At 62.5% G+C, this 656-nt stretch carries 1 pseudogene; it reads left to right on the top strand.

Annotated features, from left to right (window positions below):
* Positions 1-656, top strand: a pseudogene (gene istA / locus OKA11_RS24480) (IS21-like element ISSsp4 family transposase); the annotation flags it as partial.

A 656-nucleotide genomic window follows, 5' to 3' on the forward strand; every position in this document is an offset into this window, starting at 1 on the left:
AGGCTTACCAGTTCGACTGGAGCCACGAGGATGTCGAGATCGCGGGCAAGCCGATGCGGGTGAAGGTCGCTCATATGCGATTATGCTGGTCACGGGCACCATTCGTCCGTGCATATCCTCGCGAGACGCAGGAGATGGTGTTCGACGCACATTCCCGCGCCTTTGCGTTCTTCGGCGGGGTTCCGACGCGCGGCATCTACGACAACATGAAGACGGCTGTGACGACGGTGTTCACCGGCAAGGAACGCCTGTTCAACCGGCGGTTCCTGATCATGACGGACCACTATCGCGTCGAGCCGGTGGCCTGCAGTCCTGCCGCAGGGTGGGAGAAGGGGCAGGTCGAGAACCAGGTTCAGACTAGCAGGGAGCGCCTGTTCAAGCCGCGCCTGCGCTTTGCCAGCCTCGAGGAGCTGAACATCTGGCTGGAGGCCGAGTGCCGTCGCTGGGCGGAACGCAACCAGCATCCTGACCAGGCAGATATGACGATCGCGCAGGCGCTGGAGGCGGAGCTTCCCATGCTGCAACCGCTACCGGTCCCCTTCGACGGGTTCTTCGAGAGCGAACACGTAGCCAGTTCGACGTGCCTCGTGAGCTTCGATCGCAATCGGTATTCGGTGATGGCAAAGGCGGCCCATCAAGCTGTGCAGGTGCGCGCC

This window comes from Novosphingobium clariflavum (genome assembly GCF_026420865.1).
Classification (GTDB): domain Bacteria; phylum Pseudomonadota; class Alphaproteobacteria; order Sphingomonadales; family Sphingomonadaceae; genus Novosphingobium; species Novosphingobium clariflavum.